General features: G+C 37.7%; 22 protein-coding genes. 12 read left to right on the forward strand and 10 right to left on the reverse strand.

The window, feature by feature from the left end:
• Positions 1–124 precede the first annotated feature (124 nt).
• From GM418_RS14795 to GM418_RS14810, 4 genes are all read left to right on the forward strand, one after another.
• Positions 125–2,689, forward strand: a complete 2,565-nt coding sequence (locus GM418_RS14795; RefSeq protein WP_158867628.1) for a GH92 family glycosyl hydrolase — start codon at positions 125–127, stop codon at positions 2,687–2,689.
• Between the two features lie 629 nt (positions 2,690–3,318).
• Complete coding sequence (locus GM418_RS14800) at positions 3,319–4,044, forward strand: LecA/PA-IL family lectin (RefSeq protein WP_158867630.1); 726 nt, start codon at positions 3,319–3,321, stop codon at positions 4,042–4,044.
• A 200-nt stretch (positions 4,045–4,244) separates the two neighbouring features.
• A complete protein-coding gene (locus GM418_RS14805) occupies positions 4,245–5,285 on the forward strand; it encodes a hypothetical protein (RefSeq protein WP_158867632.1) in 1,041 nt (346 codons plus the stop codon).
• Between the two features lie 272 nt (positions 5,286–5,557).
• Positions 5,558–5,992: a UPF0158 family protein gene (locus GM418_RS14810; RefSeq protein WP_158867634.1), complete on the forward strand. Its 435-nt coding sequence runs from the start codon at positions 5,558–5,560 to the stop codon at positions 5,990–5,992.
• Positions 5,993–6,094: 102 nt separating this feature from the next.
• Here GM418_RS14810 and GM418_RS14815 read toward each other — a convergent pair whose 3' ends face one another.
• Positions 6,095–7,249 carry a 6-bladed beta-propeller gene (locus GM418_RS14815; RefSeq protein ID WP_158867636.1) on the reverse strand — a complete coding sequence of 385 codons (1,155 nt, stop codon included), beginning with the start codon at positions 7,247–7,249 and terminating at the stop codon, positions 6,095–6,097.
• 554 nt (positions 7,250–7,803) lie between these two features.
• Between GM418_RS14815 and GM418_RS14820 the strand changes: the two genes are divergently transcribed.
• The 3 genes from GM418_RS14820 to GM418_RS14830 all read left to right on the forward strand — a co-directional run bounded on the left by GM418_RS14820 (position 7,804) and on the right by GM418_RS14830 (position 10,519).
• The gene (locus GM418_RS14820; RefSeq protein ID WP_158867638.1) at positions 7,804–8,232 is read left to right on the forward strand and encodes a GNAT family N-acetyltransferase; all 429 of its coding nucleotides are present in this window, start codon (positions 7,804–7,806) and stop codon (positions 8,230–8,232) included.
• 82 nt (positions 8,233–8,314) lie between these two features.
• Complete coding sequence (locus tag GM418_RS14825; protein ID WP_158867640.1) at positions 8,315–9,019, forward strand: DUF2490 domain-containing protein; 705 nt, start codon at positions 8,315–8,317, stop codon at positions 9,017–9,019.
• An 81-nt stretch (positions 9,020–9,100) separates the two neighbouring features.
• Entirely contained in the window at positions 9,101–10,519 is a 1,419-nt protein-coding gene (locus GM418_RS14830) for a CotH kinase family protein (RefSeq protein WP_217447797.1), read from the forward strand.
• Between the two features lie 16 nt (positions 10,520–10,535).
• On the opposite strand, the gene GM418_RS14835 is transcribed toward GM418_RS14830, so the two are convergent.
• The 9 genes from GM418_RS14835 to GM418_RS14875 all read right to left on the reverse strand — a co-directional run bounded on the left by GM418_RS14835 (position 10,536) and on the right by GM418_RS14875 (position 19,117).
• Positions 10,536–11,117, reverse strand: a complete 582-nt coding sequence (locus tag GM418_RS14835; RefSeq protein WP_158867644.1) for a YdeI/OmpD-associated family protein — start codon at positions 11,115–11,117, stop codon at positions 10,536–10,538.
• Positions 11,118–11,132: 15 nt separating this feature from the next.
• A complete protein-coding gene (locus GM418_RS14840; protein WP_158867646.1) occupies positions 11,133–12,239 on the reverse strand; it encodes a dipeptidase in 1,107 nt (368 codons plus the stop codon).
• A gap of 4 nt (positions 12,240–12,243) precedes the next feature.
• Entirely contained in the window at positions 12,244–13,338 is a 1,095-nt protein-coding gene (locus tag GM418_RS14845; protein ID WP_158867648.1) for a D-TA family PLP-dependent enzyme, read from the reverse strand.
• Between the two features lie 90 nt (positions 13,339–13,428).
• Positions 13,429–13,809, reverse strand: coding sequence for an endonuclease domain-containing protein (locus GM418_RS14850; RefSeq protein WP_158867650.1), 381 nt, complete (start codon positions 13,807–13,809; stop codon positions 13,429–13,431).
• 67 nt (positions 13,810–13,876) lie between these two features.
• Positions 13,877–14,260, reverse strand: a complete 384-nt coding sequence (locus GM418_RS14855) for an endonuclease domain-containing protein (RefSeq protein ID WP_158867652.1) — start codon at positions 14,258–14,260, stop codon at positions 13,877–13,879.
• Between the two features lie 78 nt (positions 14,261–14,338).
• Positions 14,339–14,806: a RidA family protein gene (locus tag GM418_RS14860; protein WP_158867654.1), complete on the reverse strand. Its 468-nt coding sequence runs from the start codon at positions 14,804–14,806 to the stop codon at positions 14,339–14,341.
• Complete coding sequence (locus GM418_RS14865) at positions 14,806–16,125, reverse strand: gluconate:H+ symporter (protein WP_246222842.1); 1,320 nt, start codon at positions 16,123–16,125, stop codon at positions 14,806–14,808. Before GM418_RS14865 ends, GM418_RS14860 begins: the two co-directional genes overlap by 1 nt.
• An 878-nt stretch (positions 16,126–17,003) precedes the next feature.
• Positions 17,004–18,464 (reverse strand): NupC/NupG family nucleoside CNT transporter, encoded by a 1,461-nt coding sequence (locus GM418_RS14870; RefSeq protein ID WP_158867656.1) that lies wholly within the window; start codon positions 18,462–18,464, stop codon positions 17,004–17,006.
• Between the two features lie 11 nt (positions 18,465–18,475).
• On the reverse strand, positions 18,476–19,117 hold the full coding sequence (locus GM418_RS14875) for a bifunctional nuclease family protein (protein WP_246222843.1): 642 nt from the start codon (positions 19,115–19,117) through the stop codon (positions 18,476–18,478).
• 227 nt (positions 19,118–19,344) lie between these two features.
• Here GM418_RS14875 and GM418_RS14880 point away from each other — a divergent pair, with 227 nt between their 5' ends.
• The 5 genes from GM418_RS14880 to GM418_RS14900 all read left to right on the forward strand — a co-directional run bounded on the left by GM418_RS14880 (position 19,345) and on the right by GM418_RS14900 (position 24,294).
• A complete protein-coding gene (locus GM418_RS14880; RefSeq protein WP_158867658.1) occupies positions 19,345–19,854 on the forward strand; it encodes an RNA polymerase sigma factor in 510 nt (169 codons plus the stop codon).
• Positions 19,851–20,582, forward strand: a complete 732-nt coding sequence (locus GM418_RS14885; protein WP_158867660.1) for a hypothetical protein — start codon at positions 19,851–19,853, stop codon at positions 20,580–20,582. The genes GM418_RS14880 and GM418_RS14885 overlap by 4 nt, the downstream gene beginning before the upstream one ends.
• Positions 20,583–20,773: 191 nt before the next feature.
• On the forward strand, positions 20,774–21,160 hold the full coding sequence (gene rplU, locus GM418_RS14890; protein ID WP_246222844.1) for a 50S ribosomal protein L21: 387 nt from the start codon (positions 20,774–20,776) through the stop codon (positions 21,158–21,160).
• A gap of 16 nt (positions 21,161–21,176) precedes the next feature.
• Positions 21,177–21,761, forward strand: a complete 585-nt coding sequence (gene rpmA, locus GM418_RS32075; protein ID WP_158867662.1) for a 50S ribosomal protein L27 — start codon at positions 21,177–21,179, stop codon at positions 21,759–21,761.
• Positions 21,762–22,026: 265 nt separating this feature from the next.
• On the forward strand, positions 22,027–24,294 hold the full coding sequence (locus GM418_RS14900; protein ID WP_158867664.1) for an ATP-binding protein: 2,268 nt from the start codon (positions 22,027–22,029) through the stop codon (positions 24,292–24,294).
• Positions 24,295–24,397 lie beyond the last annotated feature (103 nt).

Here is a 24,397-nt window from a genome sequence, read left to right on the forward strand (position 1 = left end):
TTTTGTCCCGCTGTCGGGAAGAAATCTGTTAACAAAACTTTTACAGCTTGAAACTTATATTTATCTTGAAGTTCATTCAGAAACCATTACGAATTAAATGTAAACTAACGAGATGTAAATCATAATGAGTATTTCAACTAAAACTAAAACAACGGTTGCAGCTATAACACTGCTAATTGCATTTGGATGCCAGAGTATCTCTGATAAAAACCAAAACGGTATTGAAGATTTAACTGTTTATGTCAATCCTTTTATCGGGACACACAAAGAGGGACATACCTTTCCCGGGGCATGTCTGCCATTTGGGATGGTGCAACTGAGCCCCGACAACGGTTACAAAGGAGTAAAGGCATACAATTATGCAGAGGAATCAATTTTGGGGTTTAGCCATACCCACCTGAGCGGAACAGGCCCGTATACGCTGACCAACTACAACAATTTTTTGGTTATGCCCACTGTGGGTGAGTTAAAAGTTTTTCCGGGAGTAAAAAAAGACCCCGACAGATTAGCGCGGCAAAATGCTGAAGAGATATTGGATAATCTTTCCGTTGCGGAACAGCAGGAAATAGAGCAAATGTCGTCTCAGGAAAGAGAACAAAAATATAATGCGCTTTTTCAGAACGAAAAACAAAAAGTGTTGGACGAATTGGAAAAGCAGGGCTACGATATTTTTAAAAAGATCAAAGGATATGAATCTGATTACCGTCACGATGAAGAAGAAGCCAGTCCGGGGTATTATGCCGTTAATCTGAAGGACTACAACATCAAAGCGGAACTGACTGCAACCAAACGTGCCGGCTTTCACCGGTATACTTTTCCTGAAACCGGCCAAGGTCATATCATCATTGATGTAACCCATTCGATTACCCCCGGTCGTGATGCTTCTGTTGAAATCCTGAACGAAACCCAAATGGAAGGTTACGTAACCGGAGACATGGAAGGTAATTATACTCGCCCGCTCACCTGTTACTTTTTTGCGGAGTTTAACAAACCATTCACTTCATTCGGAACATGGAGCGAAGAAAATATTTACCACAACCTAAATGAAATTTCAGGCGACAAGGGTGTTGGCGCTTTTGTCAATTATTCAACAACCCAAAACGAGCAGGTTTTACTAAAAGTGGGGATTTCTTTTGTTAGTATAGAAGGAGCCAAAAAGAATCTGGAAGCCGAAATACCACACTGGAGTTTTGACCAGGTCAGGGAAGAAGCAAATGACACTTGGAATAAAAAGCTTCATAAAATAGAAGTTCAGGGAGGCACGGAAGATCAGAAAACCAGTCTTTATACCTCTGTTTATCATGCGCTGATGTTTCCGCGAACCTTTTCGGATGCGGATGGCAAATATTACAGTCACTTTGATAATTCGGTGCATAAAATGGAGGGTGGCGATTATTATGTCGATTTTTCGCTTTGGGATACCTATCGTGCAGAGCATCCCCTGTTGGCTTATCTTGAACCGGAAAAACAAAATGAAATGATTCGTACGCTTTTGGAAATGTACGATCAGGGCGGACGGCTTCCTTTGTATGTGAGTTACAAAAATTATTACATGAAGGTGATGATTGGCGATCATGCAACTTCAGTAATTACGGACTCTTATATGAAGGGGATTCGCGATTATGATGTTGAAAAAGCTTATGAAGCGATGCGGAAAAATGCAACGGAGCCGGGAGAGAAAGAGAGCAGCCGAACGGGCCTGGAATACTATGTGAACCTTGGTTATACTCCGGTGGACAGAGTTCGCGAGTCGGTTTCGGTTACGATGGAATATGCTTACGATGACTGGTGCCTCGCGGAAATGGCCAAAGCTTTGGGTAAAACCGGTGATGTTCAGTTGTTTTCAGAAAGAGCACGCAGTTACGAGAATTTATATGACAAATCAACTGGTTTTATGCGCCCGAAAAAAGTCGATGGCTCGTGGCTTGTGATGTGCACAGAAGCCCCTGAAATTATTCGCACCAGAGAAAACCAATACTACAGTTGTTTTGATCCGCTTTGGGTAGGTGTAAGTCCAAGTCGCTATTATACGGAATCAAATGCCTGGCAGTATTTGTGGCATGTGCCTCACGATGTGCAGGGTTTGATAAATTTAATGGGCGGAGAAGAGAATTTTGTAAATAAACTGGATACACTTTTTACAATGACACCCGATGAAACCGGTCCGGAATACGCGCCGCTTTACAGTAAAATCGGGCAGTATGTGCATGGAAACGAGCCCGGGCATCATGTGGCTTATTTGTATAATTATGCCGGCGAACCCTGGAAAACGCAAAAATGGGTTCATCAGATTATGAAACAAAAATACCTGGCAGCGCCCGACGGATTGTGCGGCAACGACGACATGGGACAAATGTCGGCGTGGTATATTTTTAGTGCCATGGGATTTTACCCTGTGGCACCGGGGCAAAATGTTTTTGCCATGGGAACTCCTTTGTTTGAAGAATTGACCTTGGATTTAGGTGAATTTTATAACGGGAATAAATTTACAGTTAAAGCCCGTAATGTTTCAGACGAGAATTTTTACATCCAGTCGGCTACGCTAAATGGCGAAAGTTATAACAATGCCTGGATTTCGCACGAAGACATTGTGCAGGGAGGTACCCTGGTTTTTGAAATGGGACCGCAGCCGAATAAAAAATGGGGGAGTAGTCTGGCAGAAAAACCGCCTTCGATGAGTGAAAAGTAGGTAATGGTCTCACTTGTTTGTAATTTGTTTTTGCAGCATCGGTGATATCTCCTTTGCTCCGTCCCAATTCCATTTTACACACTTCTTTTTATGCAGGATAGCATCGTCCTATCCCTCTTTCCGAAGCTTTCAAAATCCGCTAATGACGGCACATTGAACAGTTTTCTACAAAATAAGCATCCCCCGTGCCAAATTTTGCGGAACAGGAAGAAACTCCTTGGTTTTGAAATAAATGATTGTTATTTTTAATGCACAAAAAATCAGTAACTCATGAACTAAACCTGTTGTGCCACCCATAAACCCACCTCAAAATGAATCGTTCCAAAACACTTCTTAAGATGATTATCCATGGCCTTTCTGAAAACATATATCTCAAAAAAGTTGGTCTATCCACCCGAAATTGCAAATTGCCTTGCGGGATTCGTGCTATGTCCTTGCTGGATTCTCCCATCGCAGCTCGGTCCGGACGTGAACGCTCTCCGATTCCGCTCCGCAACATAGTGTGCCGGGAAGTAAAGAATCGGCATTTTTTTAGTCCTTTGCGTACTGTAGTTAAGTTGGTGGAACCGATCCGATCCAATAAGATCATTATACTTACATTAAATACTAACTTTTAAATTTAAATTATCATGAAAAAAATTACATTTATTATTGGACTTTCCTTAATGACAATTATTTCTTATTCCCAGGATATTTTCAAAAAGTCTTATTTGCATTATACAGACAAAGTTGAAGTTGAGGGTACAAATAGTTCTTGGACTGCGTCTGGATATCATATTGCCTCAGGAGATAAAATTTCTATTGTTGCAAATGGTTTCGTAAAATATAACTCAAACATTAATTATTGTAATCCTACGGGTTTGGGAGTTCTTGGAAAATCAAGTTATGTAAGTGAAGATTTTCCTCAAGTTGCTCTATTAGGAAAAATTGGAGAAAGTGGTACTCCGTTTTTAGTTGGAGAAGAAATTACTTTTGATGCAAATGTGTCTGGTGAGTTGTTCCTTATCGTAAATGAGTATATTTTTAGTGACAATGATGGTGAATTTGTTGCATTTATCTTTAAAAACGAAGTATCGGATAATACTTCATCTACAATGACAACAGAATCAATTAATTCATTTGTAATTTATCCAAATCCATCCCAAAATTTAATAAATATTGATTTTGAAGATTTCGGGAGAAAAGCAACTGTGCTTGAGGTTTTCGATGTTCAAGGTAAAAAACTATATTACAACGATGTTTTGCTCACAAAAATAACAATTGATATTTCTGATTTTCCTGTTGGTACTTATATTGCAAAATTGAAGGATAATGACGGGATTATTATGGGCACATCAAGATTCATCAAAAATTGAGCGCAGATCACAACATTTTTTTGAGTAGTTTGCAGGTAATGGTTTGATTATTAGGATTTATATCCCGATTAGGCAGCGTAGCGCTTGACAGGACGTGACTGATAAGTCAGACCTTTCGCTCATTTTTTTAGGGGCTGGCTGAATTTCTTTTTCAAAATCCCTCCGACAACATGTATTAACTGTTACCAACTATTTTGAAGATGAAGCAAATACTATCAATATTATTTTTAATCAGTTGTTTCGGACTAATATCCTGTTCTGAGAAAAACAATCTAAATGATGGATACTATTTCTCAACTGAAGAACTGGATCATTTAATTTATATTAAAAGTGACACTTTAATTTTTGAGAATATCTTAGGCATCGATACTTTCACCTATTTGTTTCAGGGAAAAAATCAAATCATTTTGTCTCCAATAAACATTAAAGATTCAATAATTATCTTTGAATATAACTTCCACTCCGACGGTTTAGAATTATTTGTGGGAGACACGTTGATGAGATTTAAACAAACTTCCTTTAACAATGCGACTGACTTTTATATTAATTCCAAAGGTTTTCAAATAAACGTACCTTATTTCGAAAATCCTCAATTTATTGCAAAGCAAAATCTTGTTGTTACTCTTCTTGTTGAAACAAAGAACGATTCCTTAGAGCTGGAACTAGATGAAAATCAAACTGATATTGGGAGTATTAAAAACGATTTTCAATCTGCTCTTGACAAGTTTGACGAGGTCGAAAAACCTCTTGTAACCTTGAGATTATTTGTTGATAAAGATTTTGAAGTTAAAAGGTTGGAACCAATTCTTAGGAAAACAACAGGTTTGTTTCGGGAGATTGCTTTTGTAGTTAAGCCATCATTTAAACAACATAAAAGATACGGTTCTCAATATTTTTCATTCTTTGACTATGTATTTTTTGCAAACGATTCAATACATCTTAAATTCATCGACAAACATAATTTTCAAATTAATACCAAAGACAATATAAATTCAAATAGTATTAGTGCAAAAATGGAGAGTGCTGAGTACACTTTTATAAAACTACTGTTAAAAAATGGAATGAGTGTTCAAGAATACATCGAAGTAAAAAATGTAGTTTATTCAACAATTGACTCATTAAGAGATAAATATTCTCTTGAAACTGTTGGTTGTTTATTTAATGAAATAGATAGTGAAATTGGGCATAAAAATATTAGGGAAAAATACCCAAGATTGGTAATAATTGAAAATGAAAAATAAAAACTGGTGGTAGCACGTGGTATAAGAAATAACGGGTTCGGTAGTACGCCAATTGCGGATTCTCGCATCGCCGTTCAGTTCTGACGGACAGGAACACATTCCGAAATCCACCCCGATAACATGTACCAACCGTCAGACTGTCTAAAAACCTCTTTCCATGAAAGAATGATTTGGATAGCTGACTTTAGAAAGATCAAATATAGAAATCTAAGGAACTTAATTTTTAGAGATATTGCCGTCACATGCAAGTTGAACAAAAGTACCGTGTATAAATGAAACCGACTGATAAACAGATAGAAGAAATTGCTGACAATTTGGATTCAGGAATGAGATGTTTTTATCATCTCAAATCAGGAGAGATAAAGACAATTCTTAATTTTGACAGCTGGCTTGATGCCGATAAAGAACCATGGCAGGAGGATTTAAATGAGATTGATGAGAATTGGGGGGATTATTTTGAATTTGATCGTTTTGATACCCACGATTCATTTAAAATAATGGCAGACTTTGCGGAGCGTATTGATGACTTGAAATTGCAGGACAGACTAATAAATGCATTAAACAGACCCAAACCTTTTCGAAACTTTAAGTGGCAAATTGATCACTCAGGCGTATTCCGGCGACAATGGTTTGATTTTAAAAAAATGCGTTATATTCAATTTGTTAAAGAGCAGATTGACCTAAACGACAAGGATTTTAATGTATAGCATGTTTAAAAAAGGTTTGTAATACAAGCCAGTAAAAAGACAAAACCGAATAAAACAAATTACTGGTTTGAACGAAACGCTTCTTTTTACTTCGTCCCTGCTTTATTTCTTATATTTCATCAGCATGATTACAGGATTTGATTCCTCGTTCAGGCCAGCTGCAATTTCCTTTAATTTGCCCTTTAGTTTATCATTTTTATAAGCTTCAGCAAGTTGGAAGGCTTCCAGATTTTGGAAGGCCGCAATTTCACTATTCAACGGGTGTGATGTCATATCCGCTGTTTTTCTTTTAATAAAATCTCCATTGAGTACAGCCGGTTTGAATACAGCATTTTCCTGCCTGTCGTACATTAAATTGTTAACCGGAAATCCTCTCCCGGTAGTGAAGTCAAATATTCTTTTTACGGTTTTCATAAAATAAAAACGGTCAGTAAGGGTCCCCATCGTAAGAAATATTTCCGGATTTGTAGTGGTTTTTTTAACAAGAAAGGGAATTAGTTTATCTTCTTTGGAAATATAGTTATAAACGGTATCAGAGGATGTTTCAACAAGCAGCCAATTGTTCTGATATGGAATTAACGGGGGCACAAAAGTTGCTGCAAACCCATCTCCTTCCTGTACCGCCGGTGTTTTAATCACATCAAAAGGAATTGAAATATTCCGGGTAACACTCCCATCTTGTTTTGATATAATCATATGGAAAGAATCATTCCCTTTGTTCTCGCCATCTTTGTATAACGTCAGCTCGTTGTAACAAATCAGATTGTCCGTATCATAATTGAATACATTTACATACCTGATGTTTTCCGCATGGTTAAAACTTCGTTTGAAGTTGCCAAACAAGTCATACACCAATATCTTTTTCGTTGAAAAACAATTGATAAATAGTTGATTGTTCTCTTCATCCAGAACAATATCAGTTAAATGACCATATTCTTCAGGACCTTTGCCCATTCTGTTTATCTTTCTTAATGCTTTACCGGTTTTTCTGTCAAAAACAAAGATATTCCCATCGTTGCTCCAGTTTTTTGTTAATATAAATTGCTTGCCTATTGCCATTACAACCCCCTGAGTAACAAATTCATCATTCGTTTCCAACGGGATGTATTCTACATCCATAAAATCCTGAAGAATCAGCTCCTTCTCAGGATAAGTTGCTGTTGGATCAATTGAGACAAGATCATCCTGTGTTCCGGATTGCCTGCAGCCTGCCAGCACAAACAGGATGACTGCCAAAGTTGTAATTTTGTTTTTCATTCGTTTACATTGTTTATTTGTTACTGTCACTCATGGAATCCAAATGTAGTTTTAATATCATTTTATATTCAAATATCAATATTTGCTTGTTTTATCGCAGTATTTAATATTGACCTGCTTTATGTCTTAATGTAAAACTAACTCTGACATTATCCGGGATAAGAACAAAAGTCAAAATGATTACTCCTTTTTTTGTTAACATTTTCCGTTACAACGCTTACAGGATTTAGCTTGCAGGTGCCTTGTCTTTTTTTGTAAAAATATAAAATTCAACTTGTTTTATTCATTGCCGGCAAAAGAATATAAACTAAAGTTTGGTATTTGGGGTATTAGATGTTCGGTTTATGAAGAACCATGCTTGTATCATGCATATGGATTTGATATTTTTGTTTTGGGATTAAGCATTAAAAACCGGCTCTAAAAATTTCAGGGCGTTTAAAAAAAGCCCAACTTCGCTGACACAAAATGCATCAGGCGCTTACAAACAATTATAAGAGAATGTGTCAATTAAAATTCAGCGTTGGAACTAAAAAATGAAAAAGTAAATAAAACACATGAAAATATATAAGGCAACACATATTACCGACGATATTGTAAACGCTTTTAGCAAGTTAATTCCGCAACTTTCGCCCGATAGCCCAATTCCTTCAAAATCTGAGCTTGAAGCACTGATCAATTCAGATAACACCATGATTTTTTTAGCCGAAGAAGAAGATATTATTGGCACTTTAACGGTGGTTCTGAATAGAATTCCAACCGGTAATAAAGCCTGGATTGAGGATGTGGTTGTAGATGAGTCAGCAAGAGGAAAAGGAGTTGGGAAAAAGCTGACAGCATTCGCGATTGCATTTGTTTCCGGCAAAGGTATAAGCCAGATTAACTTAACATCTACTCCCGAACGGGTGGCGGCAAATCAACTGTATCAGAAACTAGGCTTTGAGAAAAGAGAGACAAATGTATACCGGCTAACCTTAAAAGAATAGAAACACACACAACAACAAAGTGTTTTTTGTAACGATTTTTTCTTTCGGTATATTTGTAAGCATATTTATTTTTTAGTTTTATATGAAACCTGGCTTCCGGCACTTTAACATAAAATTAAACTTACTTTTTTGCCTGCTTTTATTGTATGTTTTTTCTTCGGCACAGGAAGAAAAGACTGTACGTGATTTAAATTTGTGGACAGAAGTAAAACTCGAAAAGAAGATAGTTAAAGGTCTTTATTTGTCGGCAGGCCAGCATCTGCGGTTGTTTAAAGATTTTACACAAGTTGACGATTACATTACAGAACTTGAACTTGAGTACAAAATCAACAAAAATTTTACACTGGGGGCAGCCGGTCGTTATACAAAGAACAGACATTACGACGACATTGTTGAAAATGACTACCGGTACGATTTTTATTTGGGCTACGACGGAAAACTCAGCCCCAAAACCAAGTTGTATTACCGGTTTAAATACCAAAAGGAATTTTACGGCTCGGGAGTTTTTGATCCTCATCTGCATTATTACGAAACAACTTTCAGAAATCGTATAAAAATCGGATGGGAGTTAAACGATAATCACCGCTTTTATTCATCGGCAGAAATATTCAGGTTAAGCAAAAAGTCGAGAGAGCCTTTTTTTGACAAATACAGAATCTTTATCGGTGATGATATTTTGACCGGCTTTGGTGAATTTGATTTGGCTGCCGGCCTTGATCATGAGTTGAACACTAAAAATCCATGTACCTGTTTTATTTTGAAAGTTGTATATAAAATCAGTTTGTAGCCAGTGAGAAAGAAATGGATCATATATTTTTTAATGATTTTTGTAACGGGGTGTTATAGGAGCGAAATTGTTTTTGACACGATGCCGACATCTGATTTGCAAATTGCCCCGCTTCTCAAACTCGATGGTAAAAGTTGTTATGCTGATACCGAATTAAATCTGATTCGATATTCCATTTCAAATGATTCGGTTTCCGGTTTTTCTCCTTTCGTTGAATTTCAGGAAAAATCGGAATTGTATTTTAACGGCCTGAAGCTGCAGAACAACAAAGTAAATCAGATGGGAGATATCGAAACAGGCGCAACCAACATTGTTGTTATTAAAAACGGGAATAAGTCACGTGAGTTTGAATTTGTATTTACAACATCGCCGATTGTTCAGGTAATTTATGATTCTGAAATTTATGATGAACCCAAAACACTGGTCCGCATACATACTTCAGATCCGGAAGAAACAACTGATTTTTTTTCATTTGCAGGGATTGAACACCGCGGAACTTTTTCGCGTGGATTTGATAAAAAATCAATGGGATTTACCTTGTGGGAAAACATGAACAGTACGAGTGAATATTTAACTTCGTTGTTAAATTTTAGCCGAAACAATGACTGGATTCTGAATGGTGCTATTGTCGATCCTTCCCGCATCAGGAATATGGTTTCTTTTGAAATATGGAAGGACTTAAAAAACGGGAAGGAAAATGATGATTCGAAACATATCGGAATTCAGCCCCGGCCGGTAGAGTTGTTTATGAATAACAGGTTTTGGGGATTGTATATTTTCTCCGATAATTTAAATCAGGCATTTTTATCTGCCGGAAACGAGGCTGTTTTATACAAAGCGTATGATTGGGCAGACGGTGCTACGCGGTTCGAAACATACGATTCAAAAGTTTCGAGTAATCGATTCTGGAATGGGTGGGAGCAAAAGATACCCTATTATAAGGAAAAAATTAACTGGGAACCTTTGAATAAACTATACGAGGTAGCGGTCAATTCCAGCGACGAAAGTTTTAAAGATGATATTTTAGAACTTATTGACATTGATAATTTTATCGATTATTACTTGTTTTTGAATTTAACATCTGCAATCGATAACACCGGGAAAAACGTTTTCCTCTACAAAGAAAATAAACAAGCCCCTTTTACAATTATCCCGTGGGATTTGGATGGCAGTTGGGGGCTGGTTTACGACGGGACACGAATGGGATACAATTCAGTGTTGTCGAATCGTTTGTTCCAAAGATTATTTGAGACAAATCCCGGCAATTTTATTTCAAAATTGAAAAACAGGTGGTTTTATCTGCGGCAGAACAGCTTCAACGAAGTAAATTTGAACGCTGCTTTTGATTCATCCTTTTATAAGCTGATTTCCTCAGATATTATTCAGATGGAAAATAAAATATGGAATCAGAATCTGAACATGCAGGAAGAACAGGAATACATTCAAAACTGGACAAAAAACCGCCTGGATTATCTGGATGGGTATTTTGAGGGTTTGTAACAATTACCAGGTGTGATCAGAAATATTTTTCAATTCCACCAAACCCGATTTGTTTGTTCTCCTTTGTTTTTTTGATAAAATTATTGAGCCTTTTTTCAAATTCTTCCGGGCGTATTCGCGCGATATCAATATAGGCAATCCGAATTCTTTTGTATGCATCAGAATACCTGCTGTAGTTTTCCCATACGGTCTTGTCGGATTTTAAGCGCTCTAAAATATCATCGGGAAAAATAAATTCTTCCTGCTGAATTTTTCTGGCGGTTTCCGTTACCAAAGGATGTAACATATTGTTTTCCAGCAGCCACTTTATTCTCTCCTTATTTTGTTGCGAAAAACTGCTTTTGGGATTTCGGGGAGTGAACCGCTGCATGCTGCTGTTTTTGTCATACGTTTTTATGGTGCTGTCAATCCAGCCGAAACAAAGTGCTTCCTCAACGGCGTCGTTATATACGATTCTTGGCTTTCCGGAATCTTTATGCGGATATATCAACCATATGGATTTCTCTTTGTCGAAATTATTTTCCAGCCACCTCCTCCAGTCTTTTCGGGTTGAAACATAGAGTGTTTTTAGTTTTTTTGCGTTTGATGATGATGCCATAAAGTTTTGTTTTTGTTATACAAGTAGCTGCTTTCCTCCAAAATATTCTTTCAGAAATCGTATAAAATTCCCGTGCATTATATTTTCGATGTCGACAGATTTGTATCCCCTGTTTTTTAAAAGGCCAGGCAGTTTTTGAATGTCGGCAATAGTATCCAAATCCCAGGGGCACTGCTCAGTTCCATAAGCGCCGTCCAAATCGCTGCCTACGCCCGCATGCAACGAGTCGCCTGCCAGCTGGCAAATGTGGTCAATGTTGTCGGCCATAATTTCCAGGGTTACATTTCGTGCTTTGGGTGTCGATTCCCCGCGAATCCAGTTGGGAACCATCATCCAGGCATCCAGCGCAATGCCGATTACTGCTTTGTGCCGGATCAATTCCAGAATCATTTCATCAGAAAACTGGCGGTTATGCTCAACAAATTTCCGGCAATTATTGTGGCTCGCCCAAACCGGCCCGTTGTATATTTCCAAAGCATGCCAAAATGCGTCATCATTCAGGTGAGTGGCATCCAGGATCATATTTAATTTTTCCATGGTTTGGAGTAGTTCCATTCCTTTTTTATTTAAGCGCCCGGAAGAATCTGTTCCGTTGGCATAAATGCCCGGGCCGTAATGCGCCGGGCCAATGGCGCGCAATCCATAATTGTATGCCCGAACCAGGTGCTCCATTGAAATAATTGAATCCGCTCCTTCCAGACTCAGAACGTAACAAACGGGTGTTTTCTCATTTGGGTTTTCCCAGAGTTTCAAACTCTCTTCCAGCGATTTTGCATCGGTGATTTGTTTCATTTCCCCGGCTTCTTCCATGGTGCGGTACCACTCTAACTGTCCTTGTGTCTGCGCCCAGGCCTGTTCCTGTGAATACCATCCGGGTATCGGACTTCCGGGTTTTACCACCCGGCTGATTTGTGTGGCAACTACCAGACCAATTTTCCCTTTCCGCAAAGCTGGAAACGAAACTGTATTTCTTCCGCGATCGGGTTTGTCTGTCATTCCTTTTTCGCTTTCACGGATTTGCTGCACCGTCCAGCGCTGATCGCGGTTCCATTCCATCGCGTTCATCGAAATATCCAGGTGTGCATCAAAACATAGTATTTTATTTTCGCTTGAATTGCTCATGATTTTAAAAATTAAAAGTTCTTTTTCGGGCAATAACGTCCCATGTTTTCACTGCCTTCCGGTTTTCAACTACATAAACCTGTTCGTGCAATGCAATGGTGGGGCAAATATGGATGGGGATGGCATAAATAAAATCACCGGGATTTAGCTTTTCAGTATTTGGAGTTGAAAGAACCAGATGTTCTTCACTTTGGTTTTCGACACCGTTCACCAGAAGATCCATAAATTCCAATCGCGGATGCGGCATTTCCGATGCCATGGCTTTGTGCCCCAGGTCAAAACAAACCTTTCCGTAAGGTTTACTGATTACGCGGCCGGCAAGAACAGCTGCGTTTAAAAAATCAAGATCGGGTATGTTCTTTTTATAGCCAGCGTCCCACAAAATTGGTGTTCCCGGGCAAAGTGTCCGGTTTTTATATTTCGCATGAATGGGAAAAGTAAATGTTCCACCACAGGCGAGTTCACCCATTTCAATTCCTGTATTTTTTAGTTTTTGAATCAGTTCGTCTACTGACTTAAAATCATTTTCACATTTTGTCTCTCGCGTTTTTAAATCCGAAACATGAATGTGCCCGTCGTAAATATGTAATCCGGTTAATTCTAACCAAGGCTTTTTTGAGATTGTTTGTGCAAGCTGAAAGGCGGGCTCCGGTTCAATTCCGGTGCGATGCATGCCATTATCGATATCGATAAAAACATTTACCTTCTGTTGTTGTTTTTTTGCTTCTTCCGTTAAATCGGCAGCTGTTTGTTTATGATCAACAAGTACAGAAAATTTTACCTGGGGAAATTTAGTTACAATACTGAAATACTTTTTGATATCGGGCCCAAGAAGAGGGTAAGCCAGTAAAATATCTGTTCCGCCGTTGGCGGCAGTCATTTCCATTTCGGTGAGTGTGGCACATTTAAATTTGGTGATCTTCTGCTGCACCTGAAGCTGGACGACCTCGGCCATCTTATGTGTTTTTACATGAGGCCGTAGGCGCGAAACATCGCCGGCAATTTTTATCATCCGGCGAATGTTTTCATCTATCCGATCCGGGTAAATCAAAACTGACGGGGTAAATACGTCAGCTTCGTTTTTTATTTTGTACCACATTGTTTTAAATTACTATTTTTTTGTTGCAAATTGAACTCTCCCTCATTCCCTCTCTTTTCAAAGAGAGGGACGATTATGACAAAGTCGTAATCAGGGTGAGTTATCCCATGTAAAATCTTTAATTCTCCTCAGCACACCATACAGATCGTTATTGATCTCTTCATTCTTGAATCGCAAAATACTCATTCCCGCTCCGTTTAGTATTTCTTCCCGAATTGTATTTCTCTCTTTCTGAAAATCATGAATTTTCCCATCTACTTCAATAATTAGCTTCTTTTCCGCACAATAAAAATCCGGGATAAAATATTTAGGGACATTGTTTATCCTGTCATAAATGATCGGGTGTTGTCTCAAAAATTTTAATCCAAGAAATTTTCTCCCTCTCAATTTTTGCCAAAGAATCTTTTCTTCTTCAGTCATTTCTCTGCGCAATTTTCTGGCTCTGCTTTTTGGTGTGTTATTAATACTCATATTTTATTTTGAACTCTCCCTCACTCCCTCTCTTTTCAAAGAGAGGGACGATCCCGAGTGCTCGGGATCAGGGTGAGTTTTCCCATATAAATTTTTTAATTTTCCTCAGCACACCGTACAAGTCGCTATTGATCTCTTCATTCTTGAATCGCAAAATATGCTGCAATCCTGCTCCGTTTAGTATTTCTTCTCGAATTGTATCTCTCTTTTTCTGAAAATCATAAATTCTTCCATCTACTTCAATAATTAACTTTTTTTCTGCACAATAGAAATCCGGGATAAAATATTTAGGGACATTGTTTTTCCTGTCATAAATGATCGGATGTTGTCTTAAAAACTTTAATCCAAAAAATTTTCTTCTCCTTAATTTTTGCCAAAGAATCTTTTCTTCTTCAGTCATTTCTCTGCGAAGCTTTCTTGCTCTTTCTTTAGGTGTGTAATGATTACTCATATTCTATTTGAACTCTTCCTCACTCTCTTCGAAGTCGTAATCAGGTTGAGTTACCATCAAAATGCTCTCAAGTTGTTCTTAATCTTCTTTCAATTCAAAAATACACTCCACTTCTACAGCAATATTTCCGGGCAATGACATTCCAACAGCACTGCGTGCACCTTTCCCGTTTTCCTCGCCAAAAACATCAACCATCAACTGGCTAAACCCATTAATTGTCTGCGGATGTTGTTCAAATTCTGGGTAGCAGTTTACCATTCCCAAAGTTTTTATCAGGCGTTTTATTTTTCCCAGATCACCGATTTGTGCTTTGATGGTGGCCAGCATGGTAAGCCCCACCTGCCGTGCAGCCAACTGTCCTTCTTCCAAAGTAAGGTCTTTTCCTACTTTCCCTTTGATTAATGTTCCGTCGCTTTGTAAAGGCCCCTGGCCAGAAATGTACAACTGATTGCCGGCAATTACTACCGGATGATAAATTCCACCGAGTGGCGGAGCCGGTGGCAATTCGAGTCCCAATGTTTTGATTTTTTCTTCGATTGTGTTCATTATACAAAATTATTTATTACCAAAATTACAAGCAATCCAACAATTGAAATGGTGGTTTCCATGACGGTCCAGGTTAAAAAGGTTTCTTTTACAGAAATGTTGAAATATTCTTTAAACAACCAAAATCCACCATCGTTTACATGCGAAAGCATCAGGCTTCCCGAGCCGATTGCCAGTACCATCAGTTCAGGAGAAACGCCGGGATTGGAAACCAGTGGCAAAACAATTCCGGCTGCTGTCATTCCTGCAACTGTTGCAGATCCCACCGAAACCCGGATGACTGCGGCTATCAACCAGGCTAAAATTAAGGGCGACATTCCCGATTGGCTTAACAGTTCGCCCAGGTAATCACTGATTCCGCTTGCTACCAGTACTTCTTTTAATCCGCCTGCACCTGCCAGAATCAGCAAAATCATGGCAATGCTCGAAATGGCCTGAACCATATCATCCATCACCGTTTTCATTTTTTTGCCTCTTCGTATTGCCAGTGCATAAATCGCAAACAAAACCGAGAGCAACATAGCAATTACAGGATCGCCAATGCCCATTACAAACGGATAAATTGCTGTATCCGGATTTATGAAAGGTGCAGCAAGGGATGAAAGTCCGATTAAGATAACCGGCATCAATGCTGTTATTATACTTGTAAACGTTGACGGTAATTTGCTTTCTTCCAAAATAGTCTGCCCGGTAAATTCTTTAAGCGGAGTTGCTTTTATATTTTTAAAGCGAGGTGAAAGAACGGGCCCGGCAACAATAATCGCGGGTATTGCAACTAATAAACCATACAACATGGTCTTTCCCATATCGGCTTCAAACATCCCGGCGATAGCGGTAGGAGCAGGGTGTGGCGGCAAATAACCATGGGTAACCGATAAAGAGGCCAGCATGGGTAAGCCAACAAAAATCAAAGGCAATCCGGTTGAAGCAGCCACCGTAAAAACAATGGGTACAAGAATAACAAAGCCAACGGAGTAAAACATGGGAATTCCAACTATAAATCCTGTTAACATCAATGCCCAGTGAATTTTTTTCAGGCCAAAGGTGGCAACCAGCGTTTGGGTTATTTTTTGTGCAGCTCCGCTGTCGGCAACCAGTTTCCCCAGCATAGAACCAAAGCCAAGGATCAAAACAAGCAAACCCAAAGTGTCACCCATCCCTTTTTTGATTGCTTCAACTGTCGTTTCAAGCGGAAGACCCATCATCAAACCAACATAAATGCAAACCAGTGTGAATGAAATAAACGCATTGATTCGGGCAACGGTAATAAGAATAAGAAGAAATACTACTCCGGTGAAAACGATAACTAAAGGCATCATAACAGACCAAATAACAGGGAAAATGAAATAGTTCCCTTGTTGTGTTTTTCAAAGATAACACGCTAATTTTATTTTTCTGAAAATATTAGTCCTTAACTTTGTTAAATATTGTCGCATTAAGGGAAAGAGAATAATCGAACTGGAGAAATCCGGCAGTTTGAAAGAATTAAATTATTTATACTTTTGAAAAACAAAAAGTCAAACCAAATTTAAAATCCGGAGCCCATGTATTTTTTAAGAATAATAATTCTGCTGGTAATAATTCTACTTATAGGCTTTATTATATGGGGAATAAAAAGTAAAAAAAATAATCGTTTTTAGTTGAAGTAGAATTTTGTTCTGCATATTGTTTCCATACAATATTTTTTTGCCCGGTAAGTTCCCGATTTTGGGAGAGTTACATAAAAAAATAACTCCCCATCAACATGGGGAGTTACAAGTTGGTTAGTAAAAATATTTTTTTACTTAACTAACTAAACCTTAATTCTGACTTCACTTGTCAAGATAGGTTTAATCATATGTTCTTTATTTTTTTTAAATTATTTCGTCGGCAAATACTTATTTAAGTTGTATTTTAAATCTTTTGTACACCTTGTTGAATAGAGAAGCCGTCCTAAAACATGTTTCATGACGGCTTCATAAAGTTTAAGTTAGTTATTAATAAAATAACTATCATAATAGATTTCTTTTATTGATATTGGTTTAATCAGGTATCCATATTTTTTTCTTGTTCTATGATTTTACCGACTATCGTTACTTTATAAAGCAACAAATTAAAGTTGTAATTTGAAAAAAGGGTGGCTAAATTTTACCGATACACCATCTTGTCTTATAGCTACTTCACCTGGTTATCGGTTAATATTTGGTATTTTTTTGCTTTAACCCAGTATCATCCCAATAATTGTTGCACTCATTAAAGAAGCCAGTGTTCCGGCCAGCAGTGCAGGAATCCCATATTTTGAAAGCAGTACGCGCCGGCCAGGAGCCAAGGCACCAATTCCGCCGATTTGAATTCCAATGGAAGAAAAATTTGCAAAACCACACAAGATGTACGTGGCCATTATTACCGACTTGGTTTCGGTAAATACGCCGGTAGCTTTTAAATCGGCTAAACTGATGTAGCCAATAAACTCGGTAAGAATCAGTTTTTCACCGAGAAGACGGCCAACAGTGATTATGTCTTCGGGGCAAACACCAATCAGCCACATAAGCGGGGCAAAAGTATACCCAAGAATAAATTGTAGCGAAAGACCATCATAACGGCCATTTGTTCCACGCGCGATAACCTCGTTTAAAGATGTCCATTCACCAACTTTGCCTACAATAAAATTAAACATCGCAATAAAGGCAATAAAAGCCAGCAACATTGCAGCAACATTAACAGCCAGTTTTACACCTTCACTGGTCCCGTTTGTAATCGCATCCAACACATTACTGCCAATTTTATCCCGGCTTACCTCAATTTCTTTGTTTATTGCATCGGTAGGAGGAACAAGCATTTTTGAAAAGATAATAGCTGCCGGCGCCGCCATAACTGAGGCCGTTAAGAGGTGTTTGGCAAACTCAAGTCGTAACATCGGGTCGTCTCCGCCAAGCAGCGCGATGTATGCAGCCAAAACCCCACCCGCTAAAGTAGCCATTCCACCGGTCATCACGAGCAAAATTTCTGATTTGTTCATTTTTTCAAGATAGGCTTTGATCATCAGTGGCGACTCTGTTTGGCCGAGAAAAATATTGCCGGCAACTGAAAGCGCCTCAGCGCCTGAAATTTTGAGGGCTTTTGTAAACACCCATGCCAACCCGTAAACTACTTTCTGAATAATTCCCCAATAAAACAGAAGGCTGGTCAGCGCAGAAAAGAAAATAATGGTAGGCAATACCTGAAATAAAAATATATATCCATACGTGTCGGCATCCATTAAATCGCCCAATAAAAAAGTACTTCCTTCTTTTGTGAAATCAAGAATTTTGACAAATATTTTTCCCAGAAATTCAAAAATTATCCGAATAAAAGGAACGTATAAAACTCCGATTGCCAGCAAGACCTGAATCAGTAAACCGATAAAGACGGTACGCCATGGAATATTCCGACGACTGGTGCTGAACAACCAACCTAAAAATATAAGTACTGTCATTCCGAGCAGTCCTCTGAAAATAGTAGTTATTGAAAAAGGTTTTTCTCGTTCTTTTGAAAGTAAAAGAACCGAAGTGTCGGTTTTATCTTGCTGGGGAGAAACCTGTTCTGTTTGATTGTCTTCTGAATTGGCGTTTTGTGCAAAAGTGGGCTGAACAAATAAAAAGCCGGCAAGAATTACCAGCAATGCTATAAGGTGTTTCATTTATTGTAACATTATTTTTTTCTTTTCTTTAACTCATCCCGAATAACAGAGGCTTTTTCATAATCTTCATTTTTTACCGCTTCGTTGAGCATCTCATTCAATTCGTTTAACGAATATTGGGCATAGGTTGACGACTCTGATTCTTCCTGCTCATCTTCATCGGCATAGCTTCTTACGGGCGAATTTTCATCATCGATTTCAAGAACAATTCCCGCTTTTTTCAAAATATCTTCCGATGAGTAGATTGGGCATCTGAAACGAAGGGCAAGCGCTACCGCATCAGACGTTCTGGAGTCAATTTTTATCTCTTTCCCATCCATTTCGCATAACAACTCTGAATAAAAAATGCCTTCTTCCAGTTTATAAATGGTTACTTCCAGCAATGCAATGTTAAAAGCCAGTGCCATATTTTTTATCAGATCGTGTGTTAGCGGACGTGGAGGTTTTAATCCTTCCAATTGAATTGCAATTGCCTGGGCTTCAACCGGGCCGATAATGATTGGAATTCTTCTTTCTCCATTTTCTTCCGCCAGAACCAATGCGTAAGCTCCTGATTGTGTTTGACTTACTGAAAGCCCCAGAATGTTCAAACGAATTTTTTGCATATTAGTATAATAGGCTTTTTTTACCGTGAAAGCAAATATAACAATCATTTTTGTTTATTGTCAAATTACACAATTGGAAATGTGGTCTGCATAAAACTAAGTTATTGATTTTCTATTTGTTTTGTTCAACTTGTTTTTTCCCTGTTGGATAACATGTGATATAAAAACTAAATCAGGTATTTTCCAATAGAATTGCCGGCTTTTGTATTAAAGTTTTACTCCGGATGTAGTTTTTAAAACTTTGTTTCGACTAATTATCCGGAGTTCATGGGAAAATGAAAGAACAAAAACCAAATAAAAAGACTTTTAGTGAGCTGATTGAAAAGAATCAGGGACTTATTCATAAAATTACATTGGTATATGTCGATAACCCAGCCGACCGGGAGGATTTGTTTCAGGAAATTTGTTTGCAACTCTGGAAGTCATACCCAAACTTTAGGGGGAAATCGAAGTTTAGTACCTGGATGTACCGTGTAGCTTTAAACACAGCGATTAGTAATATCCGGAAAATGAAAAGCAGCATTGCTTTTGAATCTATTAAAGAATATAAACAAATTCCGGCTGATTTTGCAGAAGACAATGAAGATGTTCTTCAATTGTATCGGGCAATCGGGCAATTGAACCGGATTGACAAAGCCATCATTTTACTCTGGCTGGAAGAAAAAAGCTACGATGAAATTGCATCGATTACCGGGCTTACAAAATCGAATGTAAGTGTGAAACTGATGCGAATTAAGAAAAAACTGGAAGAAATAGTAAATCAAACGGTAAAGCAAGAGTCATGAACGAAAATAAATTAAAAGAAATGTGGAACAAAACAGAGAATGTATTTGAAATTTCCGGTTACGGGAGTTCAAGTATTGAACAGTTTCTTTCCGGAAGATCAAGAAGCACTGCCCGGGGAGTACGAAATATAATTATAATGGATATGGTTGTAAAAACACTTGTTGTTGTAACGCTTGGGGTCGATTTTATTCTTTATTACGGCACAAAAAATGTAACATTTGTATGCATCGCCGGTATTTTATTACTTGCTGGCTTATTGTTTTTTCAAAGAAGAATGCTTGTACATTTTAACAAAATTGCGGATCATGGACAAACAACCCGCGACAAGCTTATTTCAATGCTTACCTATCTGAAAACCAAATTTAACCTTACACTTCTGGCTGTTTCAATAACCTATTTTTTTGTATTTATTTCCGGTACTTTGGTCTATTTCTACCTGGTTTATGGGAAAGTACGGCCGTTAGACAGAGTTGATATTATTGTTTTTACCGGGTTTATTATTTTGGGTATTGTTTTTAATTTTATTGCCAATAAGGTTCTGATTAAATACCAGATAAAACATTTGGAACTTTGTTTGACTGACATGAACGACGATGCAATGGCAATAGTATCTCAAAATATTGAAACACAGAAAAAACAGGACAGAGTAAATCAGTTTTTGCTGGGAATAGTACTTTTGATTGGATTTTTATTGATGGTCGCGGTTTTTAAGAATGTGTTGGGTTAGCCTGTGTTTTAAAGGGAGAATTTATGTTTGGGGCTATTCGAATGATAAGTTAAAAAATAGCAATTAGGCATATTACGGTAACAAATAAAAGTAGTTTAACTATCTTTGTTTACCGCTCTGTTTTTAAATTGAAAGAAAATTTATTTTTATTTGCTAAATAGTTTAAAATAACTACTTTTGCAGTCCAAATTTTGAATCGTTCAGGCTCAAAAAAGAGAAATCCAGCGGGAATTCCGCCTGACGGTGGTAACAATAAAAGTGAAATTATGTACGCGATTGTTGAAATTGCTGGACAGCAATTCAGAGTTGAAAAAGACAAAAAACTTTTTGTACATCAACTTGAAGCCGAAGCAGGCGACTCAGTTGATTTTGAAAAAGTTTTACTGGTAGACAACGACGGTAAAGTTGCCGTTGGAACTCCAACCGTAAAAGGTGCAAAAGTAACAGCCAAAGTGCTGGAACATGTAAAAGGTGATAAAGTAATCGTTTTCAAAAAGAAAAGAAGAAAAGGTTACCAGAAAATGAACGGTCACCGTCAACAGTATACACAAATTCAGGTAGAAACCATTGTTGGATAACTAAAAACAATTTACCATGGCTCATAAGAAAGGTGTAGGTAGTTCGAAAAACGGACGCGAATCGGAAAGTAAACGACTGGGAGTAAAAATTTACGGAGGTCAGTTTGCAAAAGCTGGTAATATTTTAGTACGCCAGCGTGGAACACAACATTACCCGGGTGAAAATGTAGGAATGGGAAAAGATCATACCCTTTTTGCATTGATCGACGGAACAGTTGTTTTCAGAAAAAGACAAAAAAACCGTTCATTTGTATCGGTTGACCCTATTGTTGACGTTGATGTAGCAGTTGCTGAAGTTCCGGTTGCAGAAGAAAAACCGGTAAAAGAAGTTGAAGTTAAAGAGGAAACTCCAAAAACTGAAGCTAAAGAAGAAGCTCCAAAAGCGGAGGTTTCAGAAGCAGAAGCTGATGACTTGAAAAAGCTGGAAGGTGTTGGACCCAAATTAGCTGAAATTTTAGCTGAAGGTGGTTTTACAAATTATGCTTCTGTTGCAAGTGCGTCAGTTGAAGATATCCGGAAAGTTTTGGAAGCTGCAGGAAGCCGTTACGCTTCAAAAGATCCTGCTCCATGGATTGAACAGGCAAAAGAACTGGTTAAATAAGAAACCAGGTATTTTTATAAAGACATTGAGACGCTTACCGTTTTCCGGTAAGCGTCTTTTTTTTGCGAAGTTACAACTGTCGGACTATAAGAAAGATTATGATATTTGAACATTGGGTAATAATACTTTACTTTTCTGTATAAGCGGGTGAAAACGTTTGATAAACAGAGATTAATAAAATATATATATTTTCAAATTAGCGTTATAGTCTCTTGTTTTTTTGCTTTGATTGACTACTTTTATAATCTTGCGAATTGATAGAGATATGTTAAAACCTCTTGTTGCTCTTTGTCTGTTTTTGTTGGCGTTCCCGTTCATTGTTAATGGGGATATTTATTCTTTTGATGAAGATAGATTGCTCTCTGAGAAAGAAGATACAGTGAGTTTGCGTAATGCACTCTTAAAGGCAAATGAGTTTAAAAAAGATAATCCTGATTCTTCATTCTTTTATTTTGACAGTGCGTTAACAACGGCTGACAAAATCATTCAGCAAAAACAGCTTCCCAAAAATGATTTAATTGAAGTTGAGTTAGAAAAAGCGAGTGCATTGGAGGGTTTGGGGCTTTATTACAGTAATTCTTCAGATTTAGATAGTGCGCTGAATTATTATTTACAGGCATCGAATATTTATAAAGAACTTATCGATTCTGAAAAGGAAAAAGACAGGAAAAATAAATATTTGGATTTACATGGAAATGTGACGCTTACGATTGGGGCTTTATATTTTGAAGAAGGAGAATATGCATTAGCATCGGGCAATTACAGTAACACGCTGGAAACGGCAAAGATACTCGGAGATAGTTTGATGCAATCGAAAGCTTTACTTAATCTTGGGATGATTTACAATAACCAGGGAAGATACGACGAGGCGATTGATAATTATTACACTGCCATAAAAATTTTTGAAAGGGCTAAAGACAAAAGAGGTATCGCCATTTGTCATTTAAGTATAGGTAACATACTTCGAAAACAAAGTACTACCGATAAGGCTGTTGAAAGTTATAAAAAAGCTTTGCAAATATTTCAGGAGATGAAAGATGAAAGAGGCGTATCTTTTTGTTATAATAACCTGGGAATTTGCTATACCAACAAGGAAAATTATGAACAGGCACTATTTTACTATACTAAAGCAGTAGATCTTCATTTAAAAAATAATAATGAAAGGAATGTGGCTCTCCTGTACACCAATATAGCAGCCTTGTATGAAATAAAGGGAGAGTTTGATAAATCGATAGAATATATTGAAAAGTCGCTGACCATAAATGAAAAAAATAATTACAAGAGGAATCTTATCGGGTCTTATCTGAATCTTTCAGGGACGAACCTTTCAAAGTTGGAGAACAATCAGGAAGCTGTCCCTTCGTCTGCCAATGTGCTTGATACTATAGTAGTTTATGCTGAAAAAGCGCTTTCATTGTCCGATTCTCTTCAACTTATTCAGGAGCAGGCTGCTGCATTGTTGGTTCTTAAAAAAGCATATTTTTACAAAAGAAACTACAAAAAGGCATATGAATCAGCGGATCTGCTTTTGGAGCGAAAAGATTCGATTTATAACAATGAAAAGACAAAAATAGTTGCCGACGCCGAAAGCAAATATGAGGCAACCGAGAAAGAACAGCAAATAGAACAACAAAAGCATCAACTGGAACATCAAACCGAAAGGCTAAATAACGCACGGATTTTTAGAAATTTTTTAATTGCAGTGGCCGGTTTAATGGTTGTTGTTGTTGTGCTGATTTATTACTATTACAAACAAAAGAATAAAGCCAATAAAATTCTTGATGAGAAGAATAAATTAATTGAAAAGCAAAACGAAGAGATATCGGTTCAAAAAGAAGAATTACAGCTAACCAATCGGGAGTTGACTGAACTTATTCAATTTAAGGAAAAAATGACCGGCATGATTGTTCACGACCTGAAAAATCCTTTAAATAATATTCTGAACAGCTACGATATCGATGATGAAAATTTCAGGAAAGAGCTAATAAAACAATCAGGCTACGATATGTTGCATCTCACACAGAACATTTTGGATGTTTATCAAATGGAGGAAGCAAAATTAAAACTAAGCCGGACTCAGGTTGATGTTGCGCAGTTGTTGAAAGAATGTGTTATGGAATTTGCATTATATATTTCAGAAAATGATCTGAAGATATCTTATCCAGACTCGGAAGTTTCCTTAATAGTTGCAGATAAAAGGCTTTTAAAGCGTATTTTTTCGAATTTATTAAGCAATGCGGTAAAATATGCACCCCAGGGAAGCAACATAACACTAAACTGGAAGAGAACAGACAAAAAGGATTCCCGGTTTGGAGTGCATAATAACGGTCCCGCAATACCCCGGGAGCAGCAATCGATTATATTTCAAAGTTTTAGTCAGCACGATTCACGGGAAATGGGGGTCACTGCATCAACCGGACTGGGTTTATCGTTTTGTAAAATGGCAGTGCATTTGCATGGTGGCGAAATCGGAGTGACTTCCTCTGATGAGGATGGAACCGAATTCTGGTTTACTCTACCTCAAAACGGTTAAAATTTTATACCACAGGCAAACCTGACTTTTTTCCAAACTTCTTACGTTATAAATAGCAATTTCCATTTGTCATTTTAATACTATGCCGCAACATTTATTAAAT

The organism is Maribellus comscasis (assembly GCF_009762775.1).
GTDB lineage: Bacteria > Bacteroidota > Bacteroidia > Bacteroidales > Prolixibacteraceae > Draconibacterium > Draconibacterium comscasis.

Excerpts from the sequence above, each read along its gene's own strand:
- GM418_RS14795 (WP_158867628.1), top strand. The coding sequence starts at position 125 with ATGAGTATTTCAACTAAAACTAAAACAACGGTTGCAGCTATAACACTG.
- GM418_RS14800 (WP_158867630.1), top strand. The coding sequence starts at position 3,319 with ATGAAAAAAATTACATTTATTATTGGACTTTCCTTAATGACAATTATT.
- GM418_RS14805 (WP_158867632.1), top strand. The coding sequence starts at position 4,245 with ATGAAGCAAATACTATCAATATTATTTTTAATCAGTTGTTTCGGACTA.
- GM418_RS14810 (WP_158867634.1), top strand. The coding sequence starts at position 5,558 with ATGAAACCGACTGATAAACAGATAGAAGAAATTGCTGACAATTTGGAT.
- GM418_RS14815 (WP_158867636.1), bottom strand. The coding sequence starts at position 7,249 with ATGAAAAACAAAATTACAACTTTGGCAGTCATCCTGTTTGTGCTGGCA.
- GM418_RS14820 (WP_158867638.1), top strand. The coding sequence starts at position 7,804 with ATGAAAATATATAAGGCAACACATATTACCGACGATATTGTAAACGCT.
- GM418_RS14825 (WP_158867640.1), top strand. The coding sequence starts at position 8,315 with ATGAAACCTGGCTTCCGGCACTTTAACATAAAATTAAACTTACTTTTT.
- GM418_RS14830 (WP_217447797.1), top strand. The coding sequence starts at position 9,101 with ATGCCGACATCTGATTTGCAAATTGCCCCGCTTCTCAAACTCGATGGT.
- GM418_RS14835 (WP_158867644.1), bottom strand. The coding sequence starts at position 11,117 with ATGGCATCATCATCAAACGCAAAAAAACTAAAAACACTCTATGTTTCA.
- GM418_RS14840 (WP_158867646.1), bottom strand. The coding sequence starts at position 12,239 with ATGAGCAATTCAAGCGAAAATAAAATACTATGTTTTGATGCACACCTG.
- GM418_RS14845 (WP_158867648.1), bottom strand. The coding sequence starts at position 13,338 with ATGTGGTACAAAATAAAAAACGAAGCTGACGTATTTACCCCGTCAGTT.
- GM418_RS14850 (WP_158867650.1), bottom strand. The coding sequence starts at position 13,809 with ATGAGTATTAATAACACACCAAAAAGCAGAGCCAGAAAATTGCGCAGA.
- GM418_RS14855 (WP_158867652.1), bottom strand. The coding sequence starts at position 14,260 with ATGAGTAATCATTACACACCTAAAGAAAGAGCAAGAAAGCTTCGCAGA.
- GM418_RS14860 (WP_158867654.1), bottom strand. The coding sequence starts at position 14,806 with ATGAACACAATCGAAGAAAAAATCAAAACATTGGGACTCGAATTGCCA.
- GM418_RS14865 (WP_246222842.1), bottom strand. The coding sequence starts at position 16,125 with ATGATGCCTTTAGTTATCGTTTTCACCGGAGTAGTATTTCTTCTTATT.
- GM418_RS14870 (WP_158867656.1), bottom strand. The coding sequence starts at position 18,464 with ATGAAACACCTTATAGCATTGCTGGTAATTCTTGCCGGCTTTTTATTT.
- GM418_RS14875 (WP_246222843.1), bottom strand. The coding sequence starts at position 19,117 with ATGATTGTTATATTTGCTTTCACGGTAAAAAAAGCCTATTATACTAAT.
- GM418_RS14880 (WP_158867658.1), top strand. The coding sequence starts at position 19,345 with ATGAAAGAACAAAAACCAAATAAAAAGACTTTTAGTGAGCTGATTGAA.
- GM418_RS14885 (WP_158867660.1), top strand. The coding sequence starts at position 19,851 with ATGAACGAAAATAAATTAAAAGAAATGTGGAACAAAACAGAGAATGTA.
- rpmA (WP_158867662.1), top strand. The coding sequence starts at position 21,177 with ATGGCTCATAAGAAAGGTGTAGGTAGTTCGAAAAACGGACGCGAATCG.
- GM418_RS14900 (WP_158867664.1), top strand. The coding sequence starts at position 22,027 with ATGTTAAAACCTCTTGTTGCTCTTTGTCTGTTTTTGTTGGCGTTCCCG.